This window comes from Saccharothrix lopnurensis (assembly GCF_042658445.1).
GTDB classification, from domain to species: Bacteria; Actinomycetota; Actinomycetes; order Mycobacteriales; family Pseudonocardiaceae; genus Actinosynnema; species Actinosynnema lopnurensis.
Genome location: NZ_JBHSQO010000048.1, coordinates 24,518 through 44,822, shown reverse-complemented (window position 1 = coordinate 44,822; position 20,305 = coordinate 24,518). Strand labels below are relative to the sequence as shown.

The window sequence follows — 20,305 nt, the reverse complement described above, 5'->3', positions numbered from 1 at the left end:
CGGAGCGGCGACCAGGACGAGGGGGGAAGTGATGGCGGTCCGCCAACTGCACTTCACCGCGCGCGAGGACGGCGGCCCCCCGTGGATCGGCGCGATGACCCCCGGCACGCCGCGGCAGCTCGTGGAGCTGGCGGTCCGGGCCGGCGCGAGCGGACCGGCGCCCGGGAACGCGATCGGCCTCGGTTTCCTGTCGGCCGGGCGCGTGGCCGCCCTGGTCCAGAGCCGGTGCGCGGACCCCGCCGGCCGCGCGCACTTCTTCCACGCCCTGCTGTTCGACGACGTCGAGCGCGAGCTGGAGGGCCTCCTGCCGATCGACCTGTGGGGCGGCCCGGCCTGGGCGCGCGACCCGGCGGCGGGCCCCGAGCTGCCGGAGATCGCCTCGCTGGTCCCCGGTGACGACGCCGGTCCGGCCACCACCCCGCGGTTCGCGGCGGGCCACGCCGCCGGGTTGGAGCGCGTGCTCGGCGCGGTGCAGCAGGCGCTGGCGGCCGGGCGGGGCCGACTGGTGCTGGTGGTGCCGGACGACCGGGCCGCGGCGCTGTGGATCTCCGCCACGTGCCGCTCCTTACCCCACCCGCTCGGGTCGGCGGTCACGTTCACCACCCGCGCGGCGCGGCCGGCGGAGTCGACCGCGCTGATCACCTGCACGACGCCGGGCGCGCCGCTGCCGACTCACGACGACGTCACCGCCATCGACCTGACCTCGACGCCACCGCCGGACCCGAGTGGCACGCGGTACGCGTCGGCGCTGGCCCAGCTGTGGGAGCGAGACTCGGTGCCCACCGCCCTACGCCTGGCCGGCGAGGCGCGGCCCGCCCTCGCCGCGGCGGACCTGGAGGTCTTCGCGGTCCTGCTGGAGGTGGCGTTCGACCTGCCGGTGCGCGCCCCGGCCGACCGGGACCTGCTGCTCACCGCCGCGCGGATGGCCGTGGAGCGGCTGACCGGGCGCCTGTCGGCGGCGGGCTGGCAGCGGCTCTCGGACCAGGTGCGCGACAGCGGCCCGGTGGACGCGGCCGGGTGGTCGGAGGTGCTGCGCGCGGCCCGCGACCGGCGCGAGGCGGTGCCCGCGGAGCTGTTCGGCGCCTACTTCATCACGGCGCTGAGCGGCGACGACCGGCTGTGGGCGCCGGAGCTCTCGGCGGCGGACCTGGACGACGTCGCCGAGCGCGTGGTGGTCCCCGCGCTGGCCTCCTCGGCGCCGCACCCCGCGCTGACCCGCCTGGCCGGGCACGGCGCGCTGGTCGACGCGCTGATCCGGGTGCTGGAGCGCAGGCTCGCCAACCCGCGCGAGACCGCCCGGCTGGCCACCACGACGCCGCCGGAGGTGGCGCGCCTGCTGGCGGGCCGGGGCACCGACCGGATCCGGCTGCTCGCGGACCTGGTGCTGGCCCGGCACGGCGCGCTCGACCCGGTGCGGGTGATGCTCGACGGCACGCGCACGCAGCAGGTCGACTGGCGGCTGTTCGGCCCCGTCCTGTGGCCGGGGGACCCGTCGGCCGGGGACGCCGTCCGCCTGGTCCGGCAGGTGCGCCCCGGGGTCCTGGTGGACAGCGGCCTGGCCGCGCGGATCGTGGCCCGGGTGCTCGACCGGGCGGCTGAGCCGGACCCCTCGGACGGCAGGCTGGTCGACGAGCTGCTGCGCTCCCCCGTGGCGGGCCTGCTGGAGCAGCGCGACCACACCGCGCTCGACGCGGCCAGGAGGATCGTCCACCTCCGCGGCGCGGTGCCGGGCCGGGGCAGCGAGCGGGTGCTCCTGTCCGCGCTGGCCGCCGCGAACTCCCTGCCCGACGGTGTCGGCCACGGGCTGGTGGCCGCGGCCGCGTCGTTCGTGCTCCGCGCCGATCCGGCGCTGCACCGCGACCTGCTCTCCCGCGCGCTCGACGAGCACGCGCCGGTGTTCCTGCCCGCCTACCGGCGGGCGGTGCGCGTGGAACTGGCCGACGCCCCGCCGCACCGGATCGCGGCGGTGGTCGTCGCGTGGCGGCAGCTGGAGCGGCAGGCGTACCGGCACATCCTGGTCGAGGAGACCCTGCCCGCCGCCCTGCGCAAGCGCCGGGGCAGGTTCCTGGACCGGGTCGGCGGCGCGCTCCAGCCGACCGGGGACGGCCTCGGCGCGGAGCGGCCGAACGGCGGCTGGGGCAAGTGGTGGCAGGGCTGGCGGGCGGAGCACGAGCGGCGCGGCCTGCTCTCGGTGTTCCGCCGGCGCGACGGGGTGTGACGCGCCGGCCGGCGAGCGCCCCGGGTGGGCCTCACCCCCAGGTCGCGGTCTCGGGGTCGACGCCCCGGGCGCGGGCGTTGGCGTCGATGATCCGGCTCAGCCACTCGGCCAGCCCGGGTTCGACGCCGTCGTAGTGGGCCGTGAACCCCGGCTCGGTGGTGTACCGGCGGCCCAGGCAGACGTGCATGGAGTGCGTGCAGTCGAAGTAGGCGCCGATGGACGCGCGGTGCCGTTCGGCGAGCGCGTTCGCCTCGTCGTCGCCGGGCCGCACCCCGTCCCGCAGGGCCGCGGCCAGGTCCCCGTCGAGCGCCCGGACGTCGTCGGCGATCCGCCGCCAGTCCTCCGCGCTCCGGCCCGCCGCGCGTTCGGCGTACTGCGCCCACTGCCCGGTGTCCCCCCACCGGTCACGCGCTTCCGCGTACCAGGTGGGCCGCCAGTGCTCGCCGAAGATCGCGACCTGCTCCTCCGCCGACAGCAGGGTGCCGCGGTCCCGGGCCTCCACCACCCGGTCGAGCGCCTCCGCCATCCCCCGCAGCCGCAGGATGCGCTCGTGGAGCCGGTCCCGCTGGCGCGACAGCGATTCGGCCACCTCGTCCGCCGACCCGTCCAGCAGCCCCGCGATGTGGTCGAGGGGCACGTCCAGTTCCCGGTAGACGAGCACCCGGTGGACGCGGGCGATGTCGGCGGCCGTGTAGAGCCGGTAGCCGGCGGCCGTGCGGCCGGAGGGGCGGACGAGCCCGATCGCGTCCCAGTGGTGGAGGGTCCGGACGGTGACGCCCACGAGGGAGGCCGCGGTGCCGACGGTCATCCCGCCGGCCACCGCGGACCCGTCGTCAGGTCGGAACCCCACACCACCCAGTGTGGCAGCCGAGCCCCGGTCCAGGCTGGAGGTCATCCCCCGGGCCCCTCGATCCCCATGTCCCGGAGGTACCGCGCCTCGGCGCTGCCCGGGTCGTACGGCCGGGCGGCGGTCATGATCACCCGGGTGTTCTCCGGGGTGACGACCTCCAGCTCCACCGAGTTCCACGGCCTGTGCCGAGGTCCCGAGGTCGACCCCGGCGACGCTTCCTCGCACGCGGCCGCGATCCCGTCGAGCTGGTCCAGCACGCAGGAGAAGCTGACGCTCAGCGCCGGCGCCCTCGCGGCCGCCCCACCCGGCACGAGCAGGACGTCCTGGAACGCCCAGCGCCGGAGGTGCACGATCTGCCCGGGCACCGAGAACAGGTCGAAGAACCCGAGCCCGCGGACCCAGAACTCCGTCGACGCCGCCAGGTCGGGGGTCGGCACCGTGACGAACATGGGCATCCCGTAAAGCCCGCGGAACAACTCCGGGGCCTCGACGCCGGGTTCCGGTCGCGGCACGGGGCTGATGTCGAAAGCGGGGAACGTGTCGGTCATGGCGCCATCGTCGAGCCTGACGCCGCGTCAGGGTCAAGCGGTGCGTGAAGAAGCCCCGGGGCCCGCCAGGAGCCCCGCCTAATCACCCGCCACCTCCCACCGCACCCCGTGGGCCGTGCCCGGGACGAGGTGGCGGAAGCTCAGGTGGACCTCGCCGGCCTGGTCCACCGGGTGCGGGTGGCCGCGGTCGGTCGGCTCGGCGCCCTCGTCGCGGTCCGCCCCGCACAGCGCCCACACGCGCGGCGGGACGGGGGTGCGACCGAAGCGCACCCTCAGGTCCAGCAGGTCGCACGGCTTCGTCGGCACGTACACGAGGTAGGACCGCACCGCGTCCGCGCTCGGCGGCCGGAAGCTGATCGCGAAGTCGTGCGGGTGGTCCTCCGGGACCGGGGCCGGCAGGGCCAGGGTCGGCGCGCCCCGGTCGACCAGGGTGCCGCCGTACAGCACCCGGACGTCCAGGTCCGGCCGGTCCAGCGGGAGCGGGGGCGCCAGGGGCAGTTCGCGCAGGTCACCCTGGTCGGCGACGACCCGGTGCCGCTCGATCACCTCGGGCCGGGGCAGGTCCAGGGCCAGCACGGCGTGCAGCTCGGCGGTGCGCCAGCCGCCCGTCCGCCCTCCCGACCGGTCGCGCGGCGCGGTGACGGCCAGTTCGGCGAGGTGGTTGATGGCCTCGTCGACCCGGCGGCGCACCGTGCGCGGGTCGCGGTCCATCCTGACCGCCGCCCAGTTCACCCGGTCCTGGTACAGCGGCAGCCGGACCTCGGTGTCGATGGCGAACGCCGCGAGCGTGGGCAGCCGCAGGTCCACCGGCAGCTGCCCGGCCAGTTCGGAGAGCCGGTCGGACACCTTCCGGCGGATGGTCCCCGGCTCGTCGCCGTCGCCCACCCCGCAGGCGGCGCGCAGCACCGGACCCACCCGGTCCCCGATCCCGCCGGCCAGCACGCCGCGGCCCTTGCGGAGCGACTTCAGCTCCCGGACCAGCTCCGCGTACGCGTTCATCGGCTCACCCCCGTTGATCTGCACGGTGTTCTCCGACGCAGGGTGCGTCCGGCCCGTGGAGCGGAAGTGGACGCGTCGTGGATGGCCCGGTCCGGCCGGAACGCAGGCTCGGTCGGGCCACCGACACGGCCAGGGCGGTGCCGAGGCGGATGCCGTCCTGGCCGAGGAAGACGCCGGACGTGCCGATGCGGTCGAGCGTGCCGCGGTCGGCGGCGCCGAGGCCGAAGGCGATCACGGTCGGGTGGGCCGGCCAGGCGGGGTCCACCAGCGCGGCGAACGCCCCGGGCCAGGTCGCCGGGTCGGTGCACCGGCCGTCGGAGGCGAAGAACACGACCGGGCGGTGGACGCGGAGCCGGTGCGCCTCCAGGGTGCGGACGTCGTGGGCGATGGTCTCGCGCAGGAGGGTGAACGCGGGGCCGAAGTCGGTCCCCGCGCGGGCGAGCGGGGCGCGCAGCCCGGTGAGCTCCGCCGCGGGGCGCAGCGGTTGCAGCACGGTGGCCGTCGCCGCGAACCCGATCACGCAGACCCTGGTCCGCGCGGCGGCCGGCGGGTCGGCGTGGACGGCGCCGCGGAACTCGCGGAGGCCGGCGTTCACCTCGTCGAGGTGGTCCGTCATCGACGGCGACACGTCGCACGCCACGTAGCACGGCAGCACATCGGACCCCACGCGGTTCCTCCTTCTCACACCTTTTGCGGACAAGGCGGAGCGTGGCCGGTGTTTGTCTACCGAAGGTGGACGCAAGGCGGATTCGGACACACGGACGGCCGCTTGTGCGACATCTGCCGCAGACATCAAGCTCGCGAACCGGGAGGTGGCGTGGAATTCCTGATGCTCGGCCCGCTGGAGGCGTGGCACGGGGGCGACCGGGTGCAGCTGGGCGACCAGCAGCAGCGGTTCGTCCTCGTCGTGCTCCTGCTGCACGCGAACAGACCGGTGTCCACCGACCGGCTGACGGAGATCGTGTGGGGCGGCAACCAGGAGCGCCGCGGCCTGGTGCGCGGCTACATCAACAAGCTGCGCATCGCCTTCCGGGGCGCGGGCGACGTGGCGATCGAGACCACGCCGACCGGCTACCTGCTGCGGGTCGACGAGGACCGGATCGACACCGCCCGGTTCGCCCGGCTGCGCGCGGAGGCCGAGGCGGTGCGCGCGGAGGACCCGCGCCGGGCGGTCGAGCTGCTGCGCGTGGCGGTCGACCTGTGGCGGGGGCGGTTCCTGGAGGACATCGACGTCGACCGGGTCGGCGGCACCGAGGTGATGCACCCGGACGACGGGTACCTCGACGCGGTCGGGGACCTGGCCGAGCTGGAGCTGAACGCGGGTGACCACCGGTCGGCGCGGGACCGGCTGCGGCCGGTGGTGCGCGCCGACCCGGCCCGGCAGCGGCACGCCGAGCTGCTCATGCGGGCCCTGATCGCCGGTGGTGACCGGGTCGGGGCGGTCCGGGTGTTCCACGGCACCAAAGCGGCGCTCGCCGAGGAGGGTGTGGAGCCGGGGACGGTGCTGCGCAAGCTCGTCGCGCGGGCCGAACGCGGTGAGCCGGCCGGTTCGCTGCCGTCGCGGCCGGGCGGGTTCACCGGTCGGGAGGCGGAGCTGGAGGTGGTCGAGGCGGTCGCCGCGACGCCGGGCGAGCGCCGCGCGGTGTGGGTGAGCGGCGCGCCGGGCGTGGGCAAGACGGGTCTGGCGGTCGAGGCGGCGCACCGGCTGCGGGACCGGTTCCCGGACGGGCAGCTGCTGGTGCGGCTGGACGGGTACACGCCGAACCTGGCCCCGGTGACCGTCTCGGACGCGCTCACCCGGCTGCTGGTGGAGCTGGGCGTGCCGCCCGAGCAGGTCCCGGCCTCGGTGAACCGGAAGTTCACGCTGTACCAGACGGAGCTGTACGGCACCAGGACGCTGGTGGTGCTGGACAACGCGCACTCACCGGAGCAGGTGCGGCCGCTGCTGCCGGAGGCGCCGGGGTGCCTGGCCGTCGTGACCAGCAGGCGGGTGGGCGAGCCGGACACCGGCGAGCAGGTCCGGCTCGCCCCGCTGCCGGCCGAGGACGCGTTCGCGCTGTTCCGCACGCTGGTGGGCCCGTCGCGCCTGCGCGGCCGGTCGGCCGACGTGACCGGGGTGGTCAAGCGGTGCGGGCACCTGCCGATGCCGATCCGGCTGGCGGCGGCGCTGTTCCGCCGGCACGACCGGTGGCCGCTGGAGCACCTGCTGCGGCTGCTGGAGGAGAGCGGGCCGTGGCGCGCCGACACCTCCGACGAGGACGGCACCGCCGCGGTGCGGGTGTCCTACCTCCAGCTCGACGAGCCGCAGCGGGAGCTGTTCCGGCTGTTCGGCCACCTGCCGGGGCCGGACCTCGACGTGGTCGGCGCGGCGGCGCTGGCGGCGCGCGACGTCACCGGGGTCCGCGCGGTGCTCGACGACCTGCACGAGGTGTGCCTGCTGGAGGAGGTCGCCCCCGAGCGCTACCGGATGCTGGACCCGCTCAAGGAGTTCGCCGCGGCCGAACCGCCCCCGACCTCGCCGACCGAACGCGCGGACGCCCTGCTGCGGCTGCTCGACTTCTACCTGGTGGGCCTGTCGGGCGCGGTGGGCACCGCCTACCCCTTCGACCGCGCGCACCTGCCCGCGGTGCACCGCACCAGCCGGGTGGTCCCCGTCTTCGGGGACAAGCACGACGCCACGGCGTGGATCGCCGCCGAGCGGGACAACCTGGTGGCCGCGATCCGCTGCGCCGCCGGGCGCGACCTGCCCGGCCACGTGTGGCGGCTGGCGGTGCTGACCTGGCGCCACTTCCAGACCACCAGCCGGTTCGAGGACTGGGTCGAGACCGTGGAGCTGGCCTGGCAGGTCGTGTCCGCCGAGCCGGACGAGGACCACGGCCGGGCGCACGTGCTGCTCCGGCTGGCCACCGCCTACGACCGGCTCGGGCGGCTGGACGACGCGCTGGGGCTGGCCACCCGCGCGCTGTCGGCGTGGGAGCGGCTGGACGACGCGCCCGGCGAGGCGTCCGCGCTGTGCTCGATCGCCATCTCCCTGATGCAGCTCGGCCGGCACGCCGAGGCGATCGAGCGCTTCGGGGCCGCGCTGGGGAAGTACGAGCGGTGCGGGGACCGGCGCGGCCAGGCGCACGCGTTGAGCATGCTGGGCGTGCTCAACGAGGAGCGCGGCCACCTCGACCTGGCACTGCGCCAGCACCGGGCCGCGGTGCCGGTGCTGCGCGAGGTCGACCACGTGCACGGGTTGGCGCACGCGTTGAACAACCTGGGCACGGTGCAGCAGCGGCTCGGCCTGGCCGACGAGGCGCTGGTCTCCCACCTGGAGGCGTACGACCTGGCCGCCGGGCTGGGCGACGACTGCCTGGCGGCCTACGCGTTGAACTACACCGGCAACGTGCACCGCTCGCAGGGCAGGCTGGCCGAGGCCGCGCACCACCACGAGCGGGCCAGGGTGGTGGCGGCCGACGTGTCCAACACCGACCTGCGCACCCGGCTCTACCTCGACCGCGCCGCGACCGCGCAGGCCGGCGGCGACCGGGTGGGCGCGCTGCGCGCCTACCGGGCGGCGCTGGACCTGGCGACCGGAGCCGGGAACCGCGGCCACGGGGCCCGCGCGCACCGCGGCGCCGCTCAGGTGCTGCACGCACTGGGGCAGCACACCGACGCCGCCGGGCACTGGGACGCGGCCGAGGCCGAGTTCGCCGCGCTCGGCCAGCCCGAGGCGGACGAGGTCCGGGCGGAGCACGCGGCCCTGACCTGCGGGTGCCGCTGACGCACCCCGTCGGGCCCGGCGGCCCGCCGGGAGCGCGACCCGCCGGGCCCGACGGTCAGTACCGCTGCCCCAGCACCCGCCGCAGCTCGGGGTAGACCTCCCGGACCGCGCCGTGGTTGTGCCAGCGCCCCAGGGTCCTGGCCAGCTCCCGCAGGTCGGTCCGCACGGTCGCCGAGTCGACGTGCGCCACGTCGTCGAGCGTGCCCACCAGCGTCGCGCAGCTCTGGTCGATCTCGCCCGCGAGCGCGTGGGCGAGCGACCGGCGGGCGCCGAACCGGGCCCGCGAGCGGCGCGACGCCGCCGGCAGCCGGACCAGCTCCCGGTCCAGGACGGCCGCCGACTCCTCCGCCCGGCCGAGGTCGCACAGCGACCACCCCCTGGCCAGTTCCGCGGGATCGGGCGCGGTCGAGCCGAGCACGGGGTAGGGCCGGGTGTCCGGGGTGGACACGTCGAACAGCCGGACGGCGCGGTCCAGCGCGCGGTCGAAGGAGGCGCGGTCGCCGGCCAGGGCGTGTCCCTGGGCTTCCCGGCGGGCGGCCAGGGCCAGGGTCCGCGGGCCCGCCCGGTCGACCAGCTGCGCCTGCCGGGCCAGGTCGACGGTGTTCGCCGCGTCCTGCCGGTAGAGCGCGAGCCCGGCCTCCCGGACGAACGCGTAGCTCACGATCTCCCGGTCGCCGCCGGCCCGCGCCAGCTCCGAGGCGTGCCGGGTCCACGCCAGCGCGCGCTGCTCGTCGCCCGCCTCCTGGTTCATCCACCCCGTGTACTCCGCGATCCGCGCGGCGAGCAGCAGCAGCCGCCCCCTGGTCGGCTCGGGGTTCTCCAGCGCGAGCGCGTGCACCGTGCGCAGCAGGGCGACCAGCGGTTCGAGCACGACCACGGGGCTGGTCTGCACACCGAGGGAGCGCAGCTGCTCGAACGAGGTCCGCATCCCGGCGACCACACGCTCGTCCAGCGCCGGCCGCGGTCCGCCCGCGAGCGCCATGCCGAGCACCGTGCCCGCGACCAGCACCTGGCGGCGGTCGAGCGTGAGCCCGGCGTCGGCGACCCGGTCGCGTGCCGAGCGGGCCGCCTCGATGAGGCCGCCGCCCGCGTCCAGCACCCCGTCGCAGAGCCGCGCCATGGTCTCGTGCGGCAGCTTCAGGTCGTTCTCGACCTTGCTGAGATAACCCTTGCTGTAGTGCACGCGCTTGGCCAGCTGACCTATCGACAGGCCCGCGGCCACGCGGCATTCGCGGAGTAATTCACCGAACGATCCACTCACCTGAGCCTCCTGGTCGGCCGTCGTCGAGTACACCACCACGTCCCGTCCGGCGCAATCGCCCGGCCGTGGCGCGGAATACCCGCGCCACGGCCGGGCGCATTCGCCGGGCGATCAGCCGTACCAGGGGTTGCCGTCGGGGCCGAGGGTGATGGTGACGGGCGGCGGGCACTCCTCGAAGGACGCCGCGGACGCGCCGCCGACGGACGCGAACACCGCGACAACGGCGCAGAAACCGGCCAGCACCAACCCCGCCCTGGGCACGAAAGTGGACGCGAACTTGAACATGGCAAACCTCCACAGGAAACCGGTGAATTCGATTCGGGCTTTTGTCCGATCATTTCGCCCTCACCAACAATGATTCATCAGCGTCCTGCGTCCGACCAGGTGTTGCCCGTTTCCCGGCGCGGTGGGCAACGGGCGACGGCGGCGCATCCACTCCTCGTCCACTCCTGGTCGACACGGGGTCCCGATGCTGGGCGCGCAGACCAGGACGGCCGGCCGCCGCGCCGGCGTGGACAGGGAGGTTCGGTTGTGAGCGAGTACGACGTCGCCGTGTCGTTCGACGAGGAGCAGCGCGCCGCGGTCGACCAGGTGGTCGAGGCGTTCGAGCAGCGCGGGTTGACCGTGCTGCACGGGCCCGAGCAGACCCACGAGTGGTGGTCGCACAAGGAGGGCGGCGACCTGCCGGACGCGCGGGTGCGGTTCTTCGTCCCGTTCGTGTCCGCGGTGGACGACTTCACCACGGACGTGCTGCGCGCGGTCAAGGCCGGGGACGAGCACGTGCTGCCCGTGCTGCTGGGCGACGTGGCCGTGCCGCCGGACCTGCTGCACCCCCACGTGGCCTACGTGCGCGGCGCGGCCCACCGGCCGGACCAGCTGACCGAGGCGCTGGTGGCCCGGATCGAGGCGGCGGAGGCGCACGGGGGACAGCGCGCGTCGGTGGCCGAGGTCGTGACCAGGGCCAAGGGGATCGCCCCGGTCCAGGAGGCGGAGCCGGCCGTGCCCGCCACCTTCAGCCGCTACACCGAGCAGGACGCGACGCTGCGCTACCTGGGCGAGCAGTTCGCCGCGGCGCTCCCGGGCCTGGCGCGGCGCGGGTTCGTCGGCACCGCGCACGTCGGCGGGGCGCGGATCGCCGTGCGGGTCGAGCGGGCGGGCGACACCGTGTACGCGCTCGACATCCAGCGCGGTGGCATCGGCGGCGACGAGACGGTGAACTTCGTGCTCGGCAGGCACGACGGGAACGGCGCCCTCACCAACGGCTGGGCGCGGCCGGTCTACGACACCGGCGCGGGCGCGGCCGTGCTGGAGGTGCACGACTTCTCGGTGCTCGGGGGTGGCGCGTCGCGCGCCTACCGCCGGGAGGAGCTGTTCGACGCGCTCTGGCAGCGGATCGACGCGGTGCTCGCCTCCACCGTCGGCTGAGCGCACGAGAAGACGCGCTCCCCACCCTCGGCGGGTGGGGAGCGCGTCTCGTCGTGCCGGGGGCTCAGCCCGGGTCGGGTCGCGCCCGGTCGAGCACCTCCTCCAACCGCAGCGGGCTCGGCGGGTGGTGGCTCAGGCACAGCGGCGTCCGCATCCGGCGGAACCCGAAGGTCTCGCCCGTGACGTAGAACTGACCGCGCTCCAACCGCGAGATGTCGCCGACCGAGCTGCCCTTGGCCCTGGCCATGTCGGTCGCCGCGGCGACCTGCACCGGCGTGTTCAACCTGCCGAAGAACTGCGTGGTCGCGTTGCCGACGACCTGGTTGTGCACGCCCTTCGGCGCCTGGGTGGCGAGCAGCAGGCCCAACCCGTACTTGCGGGCCTGCGAGGCCAGCAGGATCGTGCTCTGGGTGCTCGCCGTCCACCCGCTGGACGGCGCGATCGTCTGCGCCTCGTCCATCACCACCAGGCCGCCCAGCGGCCGGTCGACCGCGGGGTTGCGCTTGACCCAGGCGAACACCTCCAGCTGGAGCTGGCTGACGAACCCCTGCTTCTGCTCCTCCGACGGCAGCCCGACGAAGCTGATCACCGAGATGCGCGCGCGCTTGCCCGGCGCCGGGGTCAGCAGCACGGCCGGGTCCGTCGGTTCGCCCGCACCGCCCAGCAGCGGGTCGTTGACCATCGCGGCCCGCAGCGTCTCCGCCAGGTCCGTCGCGGTCGCGCGGGCGGTGCTGAGCGTGCTCACCCCCTCCGGCAGGTCGGCCAGCACGTCGACGAAGTCCGACAGGTCCCGCCCACCCGTGCGCGCGTAGTGCGCCAGGGCCTCCCGCAGCACCGCCTGGCCGCGCACGGCGGTCTTCGAGGCGCCGTCGACCCTGGCGTGCGGGATGAGACGGGCCACCGCCGCCTCGACCGAGGCGGTGAACTCGTCGGCGTCGCCGCGCACCTCGTCGAAGTCGGGCAGCGGGTGGAAGCTGAGCGGCCGCCCACCGGCGCGGCCGGGCGTCCACACCACCACCTCGGTGTTCGCCAGGTACTCGGCGGCGCGGCCGGCGTCGCCGGACCGCCAGTCGGCGGGCGGCTCCGGCCACGCGTCACCCAGGCGCGCCAGGTCGTTGTTCGGGTCCAGCACGATCGCCGACACCCCCCGCAGGGCGCACTCCTCGACGATCCGCCGCAGCAGCACGGTCTTGCCGCTGCCGGAACCCGCGAAGACGATGGCGTGCTTGCGCAGCGACTCCAGCTCGATGCGGATCTCGCCGTCGATGCCGAGCGCGATCTCCGTCGGCGACGGCGGCGCGGTCGGCGTCGGCGTGGGCGCGATCGGTCCCGGCGGCGGCCGGGTCTCCTGGTGGCCCGCCGCGGACCTCCCCGGACCGGGCAGGACCTCCCGCAGGAACGTCGTCCGGCTGGCGGGTTTGCGCGCCACCAGCCAGGCCAGCAGCTGGTGCGTCTGCGTGGACAGCATCTGCTTCAGCGCGCTGAACGTCCGCAGGTCGTCGTCCGAGATCTCGACCCGCCGACCACCGGCCCTCTCCAGCGCGGCGACCTCGGCCCTGGTCTTCGCCCCGGTCCACCCGTCGTTGCCGTTGCGGAGCAGGACCAGGTGCCGGTCGTCCGTGCCGAAGCGGGCCGTGTCGCGGACCTTGCGCATCCGGCGCAGCACGCGGTTGCCGTGGCCGCTCGCGATGAGGCGGAACCCCCAGCGCTCGTCGGTGTCCAGGGCCTCGTTCACGGTGCGCAGCAGGCGGGCGTGCAGGTCGCTGCCGCCGTGGAGCTGTTCGGCCTGCCACGCCATGTCGTCGTTGCCGACCTCGTTGATCCACGACTTCAGGCCGGCCAGCAGCAGGACCGGCATCACCTCGTCCTCGTTGTGCTGCTTCAGCTCGGCGGCCGAGATGTCCGCCTCCGCGCGCAGCCGCTCGAACCGGGCGTCGAACTCCTGGAAGTAGTCCGGCTCCGGACCGCTGGGGACGGGCGCGGACGCGGGGGCCTCGACCGGCTTCTCGGTGAACGAGCCCAGCTCCCGGACCTCGCCGGACAGGCAGGACTCGGCGTGCGCGTGGATGACCCTGAGCAGTTGACGCGGCGTCTGGGGCAGCCACGCGTCGCCGAACGCGTCCGGCGACACCGGCCAGGTCGGCTGGGGCGGGGTGAAGCCGATGCGCTGGTAGACCACCCCGAGCCAGCGGGCGACCAGCGCCTGACCGATGCGCGGGTCGACGATGGAGTTCAGGATCGGCGTCTCGGTGAACCGGTCGGAGACCGTGTCGCTCGCGATCCGGTGCAGCTGCGTCCACGTGTGGGGCAGGCACGCCACGATGGACAGCGTCCGCCTGGTCGTCTCGCGCAGCTGCATCAACCCGTCGGAGACCAGCGCGAGCTCCTGCTTCAGCTCCGCGTTCGTCCCCACCTCGCCGGTGGCGTCCTGGCTCTTGTTGACCAGCGTGTCCAGCTGGTCGACCGCGACGACGCTCGGGCCGGTCAGCGCGAGCACGTGCGAGATGTCCCGCACCAGCGTGCGCGACGGTTTCGGCCGGACCTGGAGGCCCCAGTAGCGGCGTTCGTCACCCACGTCCTCCACGCCCTGGAGGTAGGACAGGCCGACGTCGAAGTGCTCGGACGCGTAGAGCACGAGCGCGCGGATCGTGTCACCGCACTCGACCACCACCCGGCTGTCCAGCCCGCGCAGGTGGTGGAGGAAGTTGCGCAGGTCGTCGGGGGTGAGCGGCGCGTCGCCCCGGATCGCCCCCGCGATCACGCCGGGCACACCGGCCCGCTCGCACAGCTGCCGCAGCAGCACGGTGAGCTGGAGTTCGCCGTCGTCGGTGGTCCGGCGCAGCTCGCTGCGCATCGCGTCGGCCACGTCGTTCCAGAACTCCGGGCCCGTGGTCAGCTCGACCAGGAAGAAGTAGCCCCCCTCCCCCTGCACCACGCGCCGGACCGAGCCGAGCAGGTGGGTCTTGCCCACGCCCTTCTGCCCCTGGAGCACCAGGCCGATCGGGCTGGAGCCGTTGCTCGCCCGAGCGTCCGCGATGCCCGCCCGGATGCGGCGCTCCGCCCCGGCGTGCAGACCTTCGACGTGGGAGGGCGGGGTGTGCCAGACGTCGTCCGGCGTCTCGGCGGAGTTGAAGCGGAGCGCGGCCAGCGCCTCGCGTTGGTGCTCGGTCATGATCCCTCGATCGCCAAGAGGTGCTTGTCCTCGCTGCCGATCCGGATCGCCGCGGCGTGGTCGGCGTCGGTCAGCGCCTTGCGGTTGGACTCCGGCACCAGGTGGACCTCGCCGGCCTTGAACATCCCCAGCAGCACGTCGTCCACCTCGTCCCGGTCCGCGCCGTCGAGCTCGGGACGGAGCCTGGCCAGCCGGACCCAGTCCTGGGGCTTGACCGACAGCGCCAGGTAGGCGGCCCGGATGACCGACTCCAGGTCGCCGCCGGAGCGGATCACCTCGGCCAGGGTGCCCCGGCGGCGGTGGTACTCGATGAACATCTTGAGCACCGCCGAGTGCGCCCGCGACAGCGGACCCGACCTCGTCGGCGCCCCACCCGCGGCCAGGTCCTCCAGGCACCAGGTGATCCCCTCGTCGGTGATCCGGTGCACGAGCCGGTTCTTCTCCCGCCACGACCGGAGCAGGCCGATCTCGTTCAACCTCTCCCGGCCGGGCTTGCCGAGCCGCACCTTGAGCTCGCGGTCGAGCTCCACGTTGGGCACGTCCCGGTTCTCCAGCATCAGCACGATGAGCGCCGCTCTCTCGTCGTTCGCGAATTCCTCCGGCATGGCGCCGCCTTTCAGTTCGTCGACGCGTCGATCCGACGGTCGATCCGGTCGAGGAGGGTGTGGATGTCGGTGAGCAGGCCGTCGGACAGGGTGAACCGGCCACCGCTCGAGTGGGACTTGGACAGCACGTCGAGGTCCACCGACAGGTCGCGCAGCGCGGCCAGGTCGCTGTCGTCGAGCGCGGTGGACATGCCGCGCACGGTCTGCTCGACGAGCGACAACCGCCCGGCGGAGGGCATCCCGTCCGGCACGGCGCGCAGCGCGGACGCCGCGTTCCGCAGGGCTTCCAGGCCGGGGTCCACCTCACCGGCGGACGTGCCGGTGATGAGGTCGTGCAGTTCCCGGGCCACCCGGGTGGGACGCATGCCCGGCTCAAACCCCAGGTGACGCAGGTTGCGCAGAAAGCCCGGGAGGCTCTCCGGGTCGGTGCCGCCGGTCAGCACGCAGAACAGCCGCCGCTGACCGCCGTCCGGCCCGATCGTGTGCCGCAGGAAGCGCTCCACCTCGGTGACCTGCCAGCGGCTCAAGCCGCCGTCCACCACCAGGCACAGGTGCTCGGCGAGCTCGTTGGTGCGCTCCAGGATCTCCAGGTCGCCGGACGACGAGCGCTCGACCCGCACCCCGAAAGCGCGGAGTTCCTCGATCAACTGGTCCGCGGTGCGCAGCGCGGATCGCGGACTGGACACCAGCAGGTCGAGGGCGAACTCCCGACGGCGGTCGCGCACCGACGCCACGTAGGCGTCCCTGTTGTCGGCGAGCAGGTCGGTGCGGTCGAACTGCTGCGCGACCACCGCCGCCACCGTCTCCAGGGCGAACGAGACCTGGCCCGCCGACGGGACGAGCTCCTCCAGCACGGACAGCTGCTCGCCGAAGCTCCAGTAGGAGATGTAGGGGAGCGTGAGGTGCCGCAGCATCAGGTCTTCCGAGACGCTCTTGACCAGCCAGTTCCGGAAGAACGGTCCGAAGACCTCGGCACACTTGTTGCGCCACTGCTCGGCTCGCGCGTACTCCACCGAGCCGTCCAGCCGGGACAGGACCGGGAGCACGAGGTGCCTCGGCCGGTCGTAGGGCAGGCGATCCCGCGCCAGATCGGCGCGGCGCACCACGTCCACGACGTCCTTGAGGTTCTGCTGGTTGGCGGTGAACAGGACGACCAGCCGGTCGGGCAGTTGCGCGGTGCAGATGCTGGCGATGTCCGAAAGACCCGTCCGGCTGTCGATCAGCACGAAGTCGTAGTCCTGGGTCCACTCCGCCCGGCAGCGCTCCAGGAAGGCGCCGAACCCCCGCAGGTAGAGGTCTTCCCAGTCGATGCGCTGCATCCGGTCCGTGTAGGAGTCGTCGTCCCGGCCCGCGGCCAGCAGGGCGAGGGTATTGCCCTCGACGTTGAGCCGGACGGCGTGTGGGCGTGGGCTCTCCGCTCCCGCGAGGAAGTCGTGGGCGAGGTCGATCACGCCGCCCTCGGGTTCCGAGGACAGCACCGGGTTGAAGTAGTGGTGGAGGCCGGGCGCTTCCAGGTCCCAGTCGACGGCGAGCACGCGGAAGCCCCACCGGGCCAGCAGCACGGCGACGTTGGCCAGCGTGAAACTCCGTCCGACCCCGCCCTTGTAGGAGTAGAACGTGATCACGGTCCCGGTGGTCATCAGAACCTCGGCATCGGGGGTGACGGGGGGAGCACGGGGTCGGGCGGGTCCACCTCCGGCCAGTCGGGGCGCCAGGGGGGCACCTGCTGGAGCAGCGCGACGAGGTCCACCGCCAGGTCGTTGACCTCGCGGTGGAAACGGACGAACTCGTGGGTCTGCTGGTACGCCGGGTCCGGATAAGCGAAATCCTTGAAACTCCACCAGGCCCGGGTCTTCCCTTCCGGCGGGAAGTTGTCCGAGTCCGAGAAGAGGATGGGGTAGATCAGTCCCTGCGGCTTCTCAGGGCTGGCCAGACCCAGCATCCTCTCCCTCTCCAACATGCTGTACCACTCGGCCAGGCACCACTTCGACGCGAAGTACTGGGGGCTGAGCAGCTGAATCATGATCTTGCTGTGCCACAGGGCGTGCCGCAGGCTGGCCGGCCACTCCACGGCACGCGGCATCTCCTTGTCCACGTAGATCTTCGGCGTCGGAGCGAACTGGTCGGCCAGACAATCCCGGAGTTTCCGGAGGAAGTGGTTCATCAGCCATTCCTGGACGTTGCCGCGACGGGGGTAGCTGATGAACAAATCGAACTTGTAGTCGGACACGCGGTGGATGGTATGCACTCGGCGCGCGCGGGGAAAAGACAGAAAAGTGGGCAATCGAACCGGTACGGGCCAAAAAGTGGACAAAACCGGGTGTCGTGCGGCCACCGGGCGCGACGCTGCCGAGTGACGACCGGTTCCACCGACGCATCGAAGCCCGAGCCTCGGCGGCGGGGCCGCGTTGCCGAACACCTCGCAAGAGGTCGTGCCTATTCGGTGAACATGGTGAACGAGCGCACCTCGCCGAAGCGCTCGGCGGCGAGATCATCGGAACGGATCAGGAAGCATCCGTAGCAGAAGTCGCTTTCCGTGTGGAACTGGGCGAGCGGCACCCATTCCCGGATCAACCGGTGCTCCTCCGCTTGGCGAGGTTGGCGGACGCCATCTGCGTCCACGGCGCGTCCCGGCCGCCGATCTCCACGCAGTACCCGCCGATGCGGAGCACGGAGCCCCGGTCCGGCACCGGCCAGAGCTCGTCGACCAGTTCGCACAGCTCGTCGATGTGCTCCAACTCCTCGGACAACTGCTTCACGACACCCGACTCGAACGTGACGTCACGATCTTCGACCCACCCCGGCGACCAGCGTGATCAGGAGACCGTTGCGTGGCCGGCTCCAGAACCGGTTGTGGACCGTCTTCCACGGCCCACGGCCCACGGCCCACGGCCCACGGCCCACGGCGTTCGGGCGGTTCACGCCAGGCCACTCCGGTCCTGGCCTTGAACAGCATCCTGTTGACCATCCGACGGTCATCCACCCGAGGACGGCCCTTCACACCCGAGCACGAACCAAGACCAACGCGGATCAGGTACGCAGGGGGCCTCGGTCCTGCGGGTACGGGATCGGGGGCTCGCAGCAGTCGTTGAGGCCCCGAATGCAACGTAAGGGGTCACTTCCGCGTTGGGGATGCGAAATCGAGGTCGAGTCGACGATCGGGAGTTGCCGGTGGAGTTTGCCGAGTACGTGGCAAGGCAGCGTCCCGCGCTGATGCGGTTCGCCACGGTCTTGACCTGCCGGACATGGCTGGCCGAGGACCTGGTGAGCGACGTGTTGGGCCGGGCGTTCGAGCGCTGGGAAGGGATCTCGGGGATGGCCGAGCCGAACGCCTACGTGCGGCGGATGATCGTCAACGAGTACCTGTCCTGGCGCAGGAGGCTGACCCGCACGTCACCGCGCGCCGAGGTCGAGCCGGTGGTGATCTCCGACGGCGCGGACGAGCGGGCCGAGCGGGACGCGATGATCCGCCGCCTCGCCGGCCTGCCCAGGAAGCAGCGCGCGGCCGTGGTCCTGCGCTACTACGCGGGCCTGTCCGACCGGGAGATCGCCACACAGCTGGGGTGCCGGGAACCGACCGTGCGCAGTCAGATCCACCGGGCGCTCAACGCCCTGCGCATCGACCTCACCGCCGGCACCCCCAACTTCCAGGAGACCTCATGAGTGAGCTGCGCACTCTCCACGACGCCTTCGCCGAGTTGGAGCGGCGCGCCGACGCCGCGACCGCGGGTACGGCCCCGATCGCGCGACCACGCCGCGCCGCACGGCTGGTACCCGTCGCGGCCACCGTCGTCGCGGTGGCGAGCCTGGTCGCGGGTGCGGTGTGGCTGGCACCGGGCGACTCCGGCACGCACGCCGCGAGCCCGCCGACCCCCTCGTCGTCGACCGCACCGTCCACGACCACGGCGCGCAGCCCGGTCCCCACCTCGCCGGACGACCTGATCGCCCGGTTCAGGGTGGTGCTCGGCGACACCGCGACGTTCCAGGTGACCCAGGAATTCGCCCTGCCGCCCCCGTCCTCGGCGAACCCCCAGCCACCGGGGACAGGATCGGTCGTGGTACCGCATGCGGTGGACCCGGACACCTCCGTCGGCGCGCTCGTCGCCGGAACCCTGACCTCCGCGGGCGTCACCGGGAGCGTCAGCCTGACGATCCACCCCAGCGATTCCGAGCCCGGCGAGTGGTGCGACCCCCGCATCGAGGACTGCGAGGTCAGCACGCTGCCCGACGGCTCCCGGCTCGCGACCGGGACCGCGCGGCCGGCTCCCGGCGCGGTGTCGCACCTGGCGTGCCTCAAGCGGCCCGACGGGACGATCGTCCTCCTGCGCGTCGGCAACCAGGAGGACCCCCAGGGCGCCGCGATCAACTCGCCGGGCGGTCGGTTCTACTCGCCGCAGCCGCCGCTGACCCTCGACCAGCTGAAGGCGATCGTCACCTCCGACAAGTGGTGAGGTCGGTGCCGGCCACCCCGGTGGCCGGCCATCGGTCGTCCTCGGCCGGCACGATCGTCGATGGGACGTCCGCCTTCGGGCAGCCCCGCAGGTCGCTCGGCTCGGACTTGGTCGAGCCCGCACCCCGGACCGACCACGTCCGCGTGCCGATGTCCGCTTCTCAAGAGTGATCCGCGGACATCGGCGTGACCGCGACATGGTGGAACGCTGCTTCAACCAGGAGGTGACGCGTCGGCTCCGGGTGCCATGGCGCGTACTGGTCAGAGCGACCCGGCTCGGGACGTTCGGCTCGCCACCCGTACGGCGGGGGCGGAGGTGAACCGGACGTCGGTTCCTTCTCCCGTCACCATGACCGTGATCCGCTCCCCACCGGCACCTGATCCACCCTGGTGGGCAGCCGGTGGCTCCAGCCCGCACCTCCACGCCCTCGACCGCGGCGAACCGGAGGTGGAACCGCACCCAGTCATGCTCGGGCGGCCCCTCGTCCACCACGTCCGGGGGCGAGTCGTGGGCGCAGGGTCGCACATGGACGTGCGGGGGTTGGTCGCCCACTCCGCCCGTTCGTCCGGACTCGCCGCGGATGGCGGGCTGCGTGGAGGTCCAGCGGCGGCTGTTCCAGTCCGGTTATCCCTGCCCCCGGCCGGCCGAGGTGCCCACGCTCGACCCGGCACCGTCGTGGGCGGCCCGGAACCACGCCGGGGACGGACTGTGGCCGTGGTCGGAGGAGGACCCCGAGGTCGACCTCGACGGGTCGGCCGGCGCGGAGTGGATCGACGAGGCCGGGCGGCGTGCTCGTGACCTGCTGCGGGCCGGCGGGTCCGATGCCGTGATCGGTCACTGCGACTGGCCGGCCGGCAATCCGCGCTGGAGCGGCGACGCGCTGCTGGTGGTGCACGACCGGGACAGCGTGATCGTGGAGGACGAAGCCGTCCTGGTCGGCTTCGCCGCCGCGCTGTACTCGACCGCCGGCGTGGACGAGATCGCCACCGTCGAGGACACCGAGCGGTTCC

The 20,305-nt window shown here is 73.6% G+C and carries 19 protein-coding genes; 5 read left to right on the top strand and 14 right to left on the bottom strand.

Annotated elements, in window-relative coordinates:
- Positions 1–31 precede the first annotated feature (31 nt).
- The gene (locus tag ACFP3R_RS30945) at positions 32–2,218 is read left to right on the top strand and encodes a GAP1-M domain-containing protein (RefSeq protein WP_380641179.1); all 2,187 of its coding nucleotides are present in this window, start codon (positions 32–34) and stop codon (positions 2,216–2,218) included.
- Positions 2,219–2,249: 31 nt separating this feature from the next.
- On the opposite strand, the gene ACFP3R_RS30940 is transcribed toward ACFP3R_RS30945, so the two are convergent.
- The 4 genes from ACFP3R_RS30940 to ACFP3R_RS30925 form a co-directional block, all read right to left on the bottom strand.
- Entirely contained in the window at positions 2,250–3,068 is an 819-nt protein-coding gene (locus ACFP3R_RS30940; protein WP_380641177.1) for a MerR family transcriptional regulator, read from the bottom strand.
- Positions 3,069–3,109: 41 nt separating this feature from the next.
- A complete protein-coding gene (locus ACFP3R_RS30935; RefSeq protein WP_380641175.1) occupies positions 3,110–3,616 on the bottom strand; it encodes a VOC family protein in 507 nt (168 codons plus the stop codon).
- Between the two features lie 78 nt (positions 3,617–3,694).
- On the bottom strand, positions 3,695–4,615 hold the full coding sequence (locus tag ACFP3R_RS30930; protein WP_380641173.1) for a hypothetical protein: 921 nt from the start codon (positions 4,613–4,615) through the stop codon (positions 3,695–3,697).
- Positions 4,616–4,619: 4 nt separating this feature from the next.
- Positions 4,620–5,282, bottom strand: coding sequence for a vWA domain-containing protein (locus ACFP3R_RS30925; RefSeq protein WP_380641171.1), 663 nt, complete (start codon positions 5,280–5,282; stop codon positions 4,620–4,622).
- Between the two features lie 150 nt (positions 5,283–5,432).
- On the opposite strand from ACFP3R_RS30925, the gene ACFP3R_RS30920 reads away from it, so the two are divergent.
- Positions 5,433–8,381: an AfsR/SARP family transcriptional regulator gene (locus tag ACFP3R_RS30920; RefSeq protein ID WP_380641169.1), complete on the top strand. Its 2,949-nt coding sequence runs from the start codon at positions 5,433–5,435 to the stop codon at positions 8,379–8,381.
- 55 nt (positions 8,382–8,436) lie between these two features.
- Here the strand turns inward: ACFP3R_RS30920 and ACFP3R_RS30915 are convergent, their stop codons facing one another.
- Together ACFP3R_RS30915 and ACFP3R_RS30910 are read right to left on the bottom strand one after the other, a co-directional pair.
- Positions 8,437–9,642 (bottom strand): helix-turn-helix domain-containing protein, encoded by a 1,206-nt coding sequence (locus ACFP3R_RS30915; RefSeq protein WP_380641167.1) that lies wholly within the window; start codon positions 9,640–9,642, stop codon positions 8,437–8,439.
- Positions 9,643–9,753: 111 nt separating this feature from the next.
- On the bottom strand, positions 9,754–9,927 hold the full coding sequence (locus ACFP3R_RS30910) for a hypothetical protein (RefSeq protein WP_380641165.1): 174 nt from the start codon (positions 9,925–9,927) through the stop codon (positions 9,754–9,756).
- A gap of 246 nt (positions 9,928–10,173) precedes the next feature.
- On the opposite strand from ACFP3R_RS30910, the gene ACFP3R_RS30905 reads away from it, so the two are divergent.
- Positions 10,174–11,067: a hypothetical protein gene (locus tag ACFP3R_RS30905; protein ID WP_380641163.1), complete on the top strand. Its 894-nt coding sequence runs from the start codon at positions 10,174–10,176 to the stop codon at positions 11,065–11,067.
- A 64-nt stretch (positions 11,068–11,131) separates the two neighbouring features.
- On the opposite strand, the gene ACFP3R_RS30900 is transcribed toward ACFP3R_RS30905, so the two are convergent.
- The 7 genes from ACFP3R_RS30900 to ACFP3R_RS30870 all read right to left on the bottom strand — a co-directional run bounded on the left by ACFP3R_RS30900 (position 11,132) and on the right by ACFP3R_RS30870 (position 17,845).
- Positions 11,132–14,239 (bottom strand): ATP-binding protein, encoded by a 3,108-nt coding sequence (locus ACFP3R_RS30900; protein WP_380641161.1) that lies wholly within the window; start codon positions 14,237–14,239, stop codon positions 11,132–11,134.
- Entirely contained in the window at positions 14,236–14,844 is a 609-nt protein-coding gene (locus ACFP3R_RS30895; protein ID WP_380641159.1) for a hypothetical protein, read from the bottom strand. Before ACFP3R_RS30895 ends, ACFP3R_RS30900 begins: the two co-directional genes overlap by 4 nt.
- Positions 14,845–14,855: 11 nt before the next feature.
- Positions 14,856–16,484 (bottom strand): tyrosine-protein kinase family protein, encoded by a 1,629-nt coding sequence (locus tag ACFP3R_RS30890; RefSeq protein WP_380641157.1) that lies wholly within the window; start codon positions 16,482–16,484, stop codon positions 14,856–14,858.
- Entirely contained in the window at positions 16,484–17,074 is a 591-nt protein-coding gene (locus ACFP3R_RS30885) for a TIR domain-containing protein (protein ID WP_380641155.1), read from the bottom strand. The genes ACFP3R_RS30890 and ACFP3R_RS30885 overlap by 1 nt, the downstream gene beginning before the upstream one ends.
- Before the next feature lie 206 nt (positions 17,075–17,280).
- Positions 17,281–17,418, bottom strand: a complete 138-nt coding sequence (locus tag ACFP3R_RS30880) for a hypothetical protein (RefSeq protein ID WP_380641153.1) — start codon at positions 17,416–17,418, stop codon at positions 17,281–17,283.
- Positions 17,415–17,603, bottom strand: a complete 189-nt coding sequence (locus ACFP3R_RS30875; RefSeq protein ID WP_380641151.1) for a hypothetical protein — start codon at positions 17,601–17,603, stop codon at positions 17,415–17,417. Before ACFP3R_RS30875 ends, ACFP3R_RS30880 begins: the two co-directional genes overlap by 4 nt.
- Positions 17,600–17,845, bottom strand: coding sequence for a transposase (locus tag ACFP3R_RS30870; RefSeq protein ID WP_380641149.1), 246 nt, complete (start codon positions 17,843–17,845; stop codon positions 17,600–17,602). Before ACFP3R_RS30870 ends, ACFP3R_RS30875 begins: the two co-directional genes overlap by 4 nt.
- Before the next feature lie 164 nt (positions 17,846–18,009).
- Here ACFP3R_RS30870 and ACFP3R_RS30865 point away from each other — a divergent pair, with 164 nt between their 5' ends.
- Both ACFP3R_RS30865 and ACFP3R_RS30860 read left to right on the top strand, forming a co-directional pair.
- The gene (locus ACFP3R_RS30865) at positions 18,010–18,507 is read left to right on the top strand and encodes a SigE family RNA polymerase sigma factor (protein ID WP_380641147.1); all 498 of its coding nucleotides are present in this window, start codon (positions 18,010–18,012) and stop codon (positions 18,505–18,507) included.
- Positions 18,504–19,295, top strand: coding sequence for a hypothetical protein (locus tag ACFP3R_RS30860; protein WP_380641145.1), 792 nt, complete (start codon positions 18,504–18,506; stop codon positions 19,293–19,295). Before ACFP3R_RS30865 ends, ACFP3R_RS30860 begins: the two co-directional genes overlap by 4 nt.
- A gap of 834 nt (positions 19,296–20,129) precedes the next feature.
- Here the strand turns inward: ACFP3R_RS30860 and ACFP3R_RS30855 are convergent.
- Complete coding sequence (locus tag ACFP3R_RS30855; protein WP_380641143.1) at positions 20,130–20,294, bottom strand: hypothetical protein; 165 nt, start codon at positions 20,292–20,294, stop codon at positions 20,130–20,132.
- Positions 20,295–20,305 lie beyond the last annotated feature (11 nt).